We start from the raw sequence: 6,892 nt of genomic DNA, 5'->3' as shown, positions 1-6,892 counted from the left end.
AAAGTCCCGGCACAGCGCGTTGAAGCAGGAAGCCCCCGGAAGGGTCAGACGACCCAGGCCGGAATCCCTGGACTTTAGGCCAGGGAGCACGTCAAGAAGCAGTGGCAGGACGAACATGCCGCCTTCCAGCACCGTGACCTGTCCGGCACCGACTACGTCTCTGTGTGGGCCGAGGGCGTCCACCCCAAGGTCCGCCTCGCCCGGCCGCGGCCCCAAGGCCGCTACGTGCTCGGGACCGCTATGCCAGGTCGCTGACGACCGGATGCGCTGACGAGACCGGGCAGGTGAAGATGCGCATGGTCTCATGCCTGCCGAGCCGCACATCTGTGGGGGACTGACGCCGAAGGCGGCTGTTCACGGGACCATCGAGGAATCCGGTCGGGGCCCAACTCGCCGTGCCGCCGTCCCATTCGATGTCGGCGATCGCGGCAACGAACCGCATCTCGTTGCCGCACGCATGGCACCGCACCGGCCCGAAATAGCCCTGGTAATTCCAGGGTTCGTGCCCGCCGAGCTTCCAGCCCGGGGCGGTTGACAGCTCCCAGCGGTATCGGGGCTCGTGGTCTTCCGGGTCGTCCGTGCTGAAGGCGGCCATCTCCCACTCGTCGACTCGGGCCTCGAACTCCTCACCCAGCGCACCAGGGTGCGGATACTCGGTGACCGGCTCCGGCCGAATCAGACACGGTGTCGGCAGGTAGCCAGGCTCCCCAATGGCGACGGGTTCGGGTGACGTCGCGAAGCTGCCGGAGAGGTCACGGCTGTGGCGGTAGCGGACGTGCACGAACGGGCCGGCGATTCCGTTATAAGGCACCGCCGCGTCTTCGTAGCGGTGCTGGAACGGACACCACAGGATCTGCAGGACGTCAGTATCCTGCGGGAAGCCGTCCTACCAAGGCACGTCCCGTGCGTACACCTGCATGACCGGAAGCATGGGCCAGGCAATATCAGCCGGGATTTCGTCCCAGGTGATCTCTCCGAGGTATTCGAACGTCGTCGCTGACCGCTTGCCACGGACGTTGTCGGGACGGTGCGGCTGGCGATGCTTGAGGTGCTGACCGCCGGGACAGGTCGGCCACGCCTCATCTGCCGGCCACGCCGGCGGCCCACCCACGGAGCTCTGGTACGGGTCCGGGCCGGCGGGGTCCGGGTGCAACCGGATCGCTGTCCTTGCGTGATCAGCCAGCTCGGGAAAGAACGAGATGACATCCAACGGCCGAGGCGGAGTCACTGGAACACTCATTGCTGCCGTCCCTGCCTCTGAACAGTGCACCCGCCGACCATAACCACGTGCGGGGCCGAGAAACTCGCGATCACGCACGGCATCGTACGGTCCTCGCCTCCTCGCAACAGCTCCGGCTACCGCTCTGGGCTCTCGTCCGGATGCACAAGTCTTGATGATTGCTCGTTCCACATGCTCCGCATCAGCCGCGCTCACCGGCGCATCCGGGACTGGCACCGGCGCCTGAACTGCCGCCGCTGGGAGCAGAACAGCCGAGGGAAGATCGGGTAGAGCCGCTTCCAGCCCTCCCGCAGAGCTGCCTGGCCGGCCGGCCTGTGCTGGCTGGTCGGCGGGGGAGCGGGCACGCACGGGTGGAGGTGGCAGGGATCGTCAGCGGCGCCGTGAACCGCATCAGGTCCGTCACGATCAGCACCGGCCGCTTGCGGCGGAACTCCACCGCCGATGTCCGAGCAGATGTCCCGGCCGGTGCCCGCTCCTCATGCCCGTTGCCACTCACTCGCACAACCAATCCGCGATCGGAAGTATCAAAGCGAGCACCATATCCGGCGATCAAACAACCACGGGGGCACTCAGCCACAACCAGTGGTTGTGGCCGTAGGGTGTCGGCATGGACCTCGACACCGTCCGGACCTTCGTCGTCGCCGCCGACGCGGGGCAGTTCCAGGAGGCCGCCGCCGAGCTGGCGGTCACCCAGCAGGCTGTTTCCAAGCGCATCGCCGCGCTGGAGCGCAACCTCGGCGTGCGGCTGTTCACCCGCACGCCGCGCGGCGCCGAGCTCACCATCGACGGGCAGGCGTTCCTGCCCCACGCCCGGGAGCTGCTGCGCGTCGCCGAACGCGCGGTCGCGTCCGTGCGCACCGACCGTCGTCCACTGCGCGTCGACGTGATCAACTCGCGTGGCGCGGCGTCGGGCCTGATGCGCGGCTTCCACCGCGCGCACCCCGAGACCGATCTCGACGTGGTGTGGCTGTTCGACATCCACACGGCCATCGCCGCCATCCGGTCCGGTGAGATCGACGCGTCCTTCCGCGCCGTCGCCGCGCCCGGCCGGCCCCTTCCCGAGGACATCGAGTCCGTCCGGGTGCTCGACGAGCCGCTCCAGCTTCTCATCGGCCCCGACCACGCGCTGGCGTCCGCCCGCTCGGTGACCCTCGTTCGGCTCGCCGGGCACCGGATCTGGATGCCCGGCATCGTCCCCGGAACCGAGTGGGCCGCCTACTACGACGACCTCGTCGTCGAGTACGGCCTCACCATCGAGGCGACCGGCCCCAACTTCGGCTCCGACGCACTCCTCGACACCATCGCCGACACCCCGGCCCTGGCCACCTTCATGGGCGAGTACACCCGCCTCGTCTGGCCCTCCGGCCACGGCCTGCGCCGCATCCCGGTCACCGACCCGACACCCGTCTACCCGCACTCGCTCCTGTGGCACCGCGACAACCCCCACCCCGCGCTGGCCGCCCTCCGCACCCACCTCGCCGCCACAGCGGCCGGCCACGACGCCGCCGGGACCTGGACGCCGGGCTGGGTGCTTCCGCGCTGAGCGCCGCCGATCCTCGTGGCCGGATCGACGGACGACGGCTCGGGGCAGGCACGGCCATCGGCATACTCCGGCTCTCACCCTCCGTACGCCTCACCCCTGATACCCCTCGCTTTTGATCGGCAGCAGAGGTCTGTGCATCTGTCCATTGAGCCGCCGAGCGAGCTATCCGCCCGTCCGGGCTTGACACGGGGCGGCGGGAAGGCGACGCAGTTACGCACTGCACTCACCCGGCCCGGACGTGCAACGTGGCGTGCCCATGCGACGCTCATCGCCGCCGTCACCGCGGCTGCGGCGTCCTTCACGGACTTTCGATCAATCCACTGCCCGATCCGCGTTGCTGCGGCACCAACTGCATTGACTCGCAGGCCGCTTCAACCGCCTGGGTCGGGCGACTTCCCTCCCATCGCCGCCGCTCTCGCGTCGGCGATGGGAGGATCACCGTGCCGTATCGAGGAGGGATCCGAGGTGCCGTCCACCGAACTGAAGCACACGTTCCAGATCGCCGTGCCGCCGCAGGAGGTCTTCGCGCACCTGGCCGAACCATCGCATTACATCGGCCTGTCGCCACTCCTCGTCGCCGTCCGCGACGTGCGCCGCAGCGGCAGCACCGTGCACTACACGGCGGTGGAACGCTTCCGGTTCCTGGGCTTCCTGCGGCACGACAACATCATCGACGTCACCCTCGTCGCCGTCCCGGACGGCCTCCCGCACTCCGCCGAGATCTCCGGCGAAGTCCGCAGCCCCGGCCGGGTCCGCATGAGCTACCGCTTCGCCATCGACCGCCACGCGGCCGGCAGCGTCGTCACCGACACCCTGCACCTGCACACGCCCCCGGGCCTGCTGCGCTTCGCCGCCTCCCAGGCGGGAGCGGTCCAGCGGGCCCGGGCCCGTGTCCTGACGGCGCGCCTGGCGCAGCCCGCCTGACGGCCCAGCCCGACGAACGCCACCTTTTTCGCCGGAGAGAGCTGAGCCTAGGCCCGGGGTGTGCCGTCCCAGCGCCATGTGTTCAGGCGGGGGCGTCCGGGCAGTGCGGCGCGTCCGGTGGCCCACAACAGGGTGGGCCAGGGATCTGTGGATTCCGGGGCGTCTGGAAACAGCCGGGCGAGTACTCGTGCGCACAGGTGGGCGGGTGGGTTCCAGGCGAGCCCGAGCCCTTGCGCCAGGTCGTGCGTGTGCACCAGGGTCTCCACGATTCCCATGGCGGCGAAGCCCTCGGGGTCGGAAATGCCGAAGACGTGGTGGGCGCGGGTCTGCGGCGGCCTCGTGCGCACCATGGCGACCAGCAGCGCACCACTCGCCTCCAACACCTGCAACAGGCCGGCGGGGCCCGCCTCACGGTTGGCGTGAATGGCGTTCGCCGGGCCGCCTGGCCGTCGGCTCTCCCACGCGAAGGGCACTTCCCTGTCCAACGGCGGTGCTTTGGGGCCCAGTTGCGCGGCGTACGCGAAGAGGTCATCGCTGAGGTGCTCGACGGTCTCCCAGCAGTCCCATTCCAGCGAACCGGCCTTACCGTCCCACGCGGCTGGCGGCGCCTCGCGAAGGGCCGTCACAGCGAGCTGCACGGCATGGTCGAGGTCGTCCGCAGTGACAGGGGACAGGGAGAGGTCAGTATCGGCTGATCGGGACATGGCAGGACCGTACCGCGACCGGAAGGAGTCACACCCTTCCTTTGTCACGGGCCGCGCAACCTGGTCGACGCCCAACGCGTCCAGGCGGCCGCCGTAGGCGAGCTGGACGGCAGCCGCCTCTGATCGATCCGCCGGCGCGCGGACCTGAGCGCGGTTCAGGCCCGGCCGCAGCGCCAGCTCATAGGCGAGCTCCTCGTCCGCCGCGTCGGTCAGCCGGGCGATCAAGTGGGACGGAGGGCCGGGGTTCATCCTGCTGCACGCATCGTGGGGTGTCCCCGTATTTTCGACCCTGCTCGGCTTCCGCTCAGGTCGGCGTCTGGAGCAGCCCGTTTAGACGCTCGTAGCTCTCGCGGTATGCCTATTTGTGACCGGCCCGTCCGGCAAGGGGCAGGGCGGGCGAGTCTCCGCTGGTCAGGGCTTGGGGAGCGGGAGCTCGCCGTTTCCTGCTGCGCCCTCTCGCTCTTCCGGAGCGGCACCACCAACGACTGCCCCTGCGGCGTGCCCCCGTGGTGGCCGGGCTTCCTCCCGGCCCCGCCGGGGTTCTGAGGCGCGCATCCACGATGGCCGGTAACCGGAGGCCACCAGGTCTTGCGCGGTCGCTGCCGGGTCTCAGCGGTCCCGCCGCGGCGGTCTGAAATCGGCACCGGCAACAGCGCCCCGCTCACCCATCGCCGAAGCCTTGCTGCGCCACCGCACCGCCGGTCGTATCGAGGTCGTCGACGCGGCACCCGTCCCAAGTCCCGGCTGCACCCAACGCCGTACGCGTACTGCACGACGTCGACGACCTCGATGGCGAAATCGACCGGCTACGCGCCGCCTGACTGGCCAAGCCTTGAGCATGAGCCCCACCAACACTCATTCAGGCAGGTCGTCGTCTGATGCGTCGGGCTCCAGTCTCACGATGGGGAACTTGCGCGATGTCTTGGTCTCGTACTGCGCGCTGTCAGGCCAGTACGCCGACCAGATCCCGTAGAGACGTTCCCAGTCGGGCGACGCATGCGTGACAACGGTAGGGGTCGTTTCGAGGATCTGTTCCCCCACCTCGATGGTCACCTTGGGCATGGCGGCGACGTTGCCCACCCACGCTGGATCTCTTTCCGCGCCGCGCGCGGTGCCGCAGACGAGGAAACAGTTACCGTCGGCCGCGTACACCAGCGGGTTCACCCGTTTCTGGCCGGTACGACGACCGATCGTGTGCAGGAGCAACAGGTGCTTGCCCTCGAAGAAGCCTCCTACAGTGCCGCCCTGCGCCCGGAACTGGGCAATGACCTGCTTGTTTACTTCATTTACGTGAGTCATGTCCGCCTCTTCGTGGCCGAGGACCTGTCTTGCTATTAGCTAACCAGTGAGGTACGCGGCTGCGCCGAGCCACGCCGGAGCCGTGCAACGCCGTACACCGCGGACCCGAAGACCAGGACCATGACGCCGGCAGTGACCAAGCACGACGGCAGGAAAACGTCAGGATGAGGCAGCCGACCAGGACCAGGACCAGGACGGGGGATGGCGCGCATTAGGCGGCCCCCCGGCGGGCGAGGGTGAAGACGGAGGCACAGGCGCGCTGCCACCGAGCCGGTGGCCGGCGGAGCAGTAGCCGCCCGGCAGGACTTGCTGGGCGGCATCCCACCTTCACCCTGTCGGAGTCGGGCTGTTCGAAGACGTTCCGCAGCAAGGTGGGCACTCATGGCTGGGCCGATTCGGCATCGCAGCCGGGAAGGCGGTCGGAGCGCCGAGCCGGAGGAGTTGCGGCGCAGTTGGTGCCTGACCGGCGGACCGCCGGTCAGCCGATCCCCCGGTCAGCCGGTGCGGCGGGAGCGAGCCAGGGCCAGCCAACCGAGGACCGCGGCGATCAGCCCCAGCATCAGGGCCAAGGCGCCACCGACTACTCCGTTGCCGGTGCCGGGGCCACCGTCGGCGACGGCCAGGTTCAGCGTGCCGACGACCATGCCGAACAGCCCCGCCACCATGGCCACGAGGGCCCTGCTGCGCCTGTTACCGGTGCCGATGCGACCGGCGGAGCGGGCCAGAGCCACCCCGATGACCACTCCGGCCAGCGCCACCAGTGCGGCCGTGCCGCCCACGAGTCGCCCGGTGGTCAGGCTGTAAACGGCTGCCGACTGGACCGAGTCATGCGCGGACGCCGGCGCAGCAAGCACAAATCGGACTGACATGAGGGGCTCCTCCTATGACTGGACGTCGTCCGATCATGTCTGCCGGACCCACAGCCGGTCGTCCGGCGGGCGTAGGCAATTCGCGCTGCCGCCGATGCCGCATCCGGCTACCGCGGACGCTGCGGAAGCCGCGAAGGTACCGCGTGTGCGGTACCAGGCCGATCATCCACACTGGGTTGGGCGGGAGTGGGCTGGGCGGAGACGGGTTTCGTGAGGTTGCGGGCCGTGCTGCTGCTGGTGGTGCGTGCAGGGGGTGGGGCTTCGGTCACACGGCCCGGCTGAGGTCTCTGTCGAATTCGTGGTGGCTGGGTGA

General features: G+C 69.2%; 6 protein-coding genes. 2 read left to right on the top strand and 4 right to left on the bottom strand.

All coding sequences use genetic code 11. The annotated features are described in order from the left end of the window. Positions 1-238: 238 nt before the first annotated feature. Entirely contained in the window at positions 239-781 is a 543-nt protein-coding gene (locus ACFY3J_RS38740) for a hypothetical protein (RefSeq protein ID WP_384187773.1), read from the bottom strand. Positions 782-1,847: 1,066 nt separating this feature from the next. Between ACFY3J_RS38740 and ACFY3J_RS38735 the strand changes: the two genes are divergently transcribed. Beyond that, on the top strand, positions 1,848-2,783 hold the full coding sequence (locus ACFY3J_RS38735; RefSeq protein ID WP_384187771.1) for a LysR family transcriptional regulator: 936 nt from the start codon (positions 1,848-1,850) through the stop codon (positions 2,781-2,783). A 465-nt stretch (positions 2,784-3,248) separates the two neighbouring features. Continuing rightward, positions 3,249-3,707, top strand: a complete 459-nt coding sequence (locus tag ACFY3J_RS38730; RefSeq protein WP_384187768.1) for an SRPBCC family protein — start codon at positions 3,249-3,251, stop codon at positions 3,705-3,707. Between the two features lie 47 nt (positions 3,708-3,754). On the opposite strand, the gene ACFY3J_RS38725 is transcribed toward ACFY3J_RS38730, so the two are convergent. The 3 genes from ACFY3J_RS38725 to ACFY3J_RS38715 all read right to left on the bottom strand — a co-directional run bounded on the left by ACFY3J_RS38725 (position 3,755) and on the right by ACFY3J_RS38715 (position 6,579). After that, entirely contained in the window at positions 3,755-4,411 is a 657-nt protein-coding gene (locus tag ACFY3J_RS38725) for a maleylpyruvate isomerase N-terminal domain-containing protein (RefSeq protein ID WP_384187800.1), read from the bottom strand. Positions 4,412-5,266: 855 nt separating this feature from the next. Continuing rightward, on the bottom strand, positions 5,267-5,710 hold the full coding sequence (locus tag ACFY3J_RS38720) for a nitroreductase/quinone reductase family protein (protein ID WP_384187765.1): 444 nt from the start codon (positions 5,708-5,710) through the stop codon (positions 5,267-5,269). A 494-nt stretch (positions 5,711-6,204) separates the two neighbouring features. After that, positions 6,205-6,579, bottom strand: a complete 375-nt coding sequence (locus tag ACFY3J_RS38715) for a DUF6223 family protein (protein WP_384187762.1) — start codon at positions 6,577-6,579, stop codon at positions 6,205-6,207. Positions 6,580-6,892: the final 313 nt, after the last annotated feature.

It is taken from the genome of Streptomyces sp. NPDC001231 (genome assembly GCF_042896885.1).
Lineage (GTDB): Bacteria > Actinomycetota > Actinomycetes > Streptomycetales > Streptomycetaceae > Streptomyces.
Note: the sequence above shows the minus strand (reverse complement) of the source record. Positions and strands in the feature narration are given on the sequence as shown.